The following is a 241-nucleotide window of genomic DNA, read 5'->3' as shown; positions in this document are numbered from 1 at the left end:
GGCGGTTGCGGCAGGCTTTGCGCATAATGCCGTCTGACAACTGATGCTCTTTCAGATGTTGCCGGTTTTCCTTACTGTCGTAGCCTTTGTCGGTATAGATGGTCGTGCCTTCGGCAATGCCTTCCAACAAAGGGGACAGATGGTTGCACTCATGGGTATTGGCAGGAGTGATGTGCAGTTTCTCGATATAGCCTTCCTCATCGGTACGGGTATGTTGTTTGTAACCGGGTTTGTAGAGACC

General features: G+C 51.0%; 1 protein-coding gene. It reads right to left on the bottom strand.

Translation table 11 applies throughout. From position 1 onward, the window contains the following. Positions 1–241, bottom strand: a 241-nt coding sequence (locus Q3O06_RS05430) for a transposase (RefSeq protein ID WP_301818014.1), incomplete at both ends; no start/stop codon positions are given.

The organism is Neisseria maigaei (assembly GCF_958267405.1).
Lineage (GTDB): Bacteria > Pseudomonadota > Gammaproteobacteria > Burkholderiales > Neisseriaceae > Neisseria > Neisseria bergeri.
Note: the sequence above shows the minus strand (reverse complement) of the source record. Positions and strands in the feature narration are given on the sequence as shown.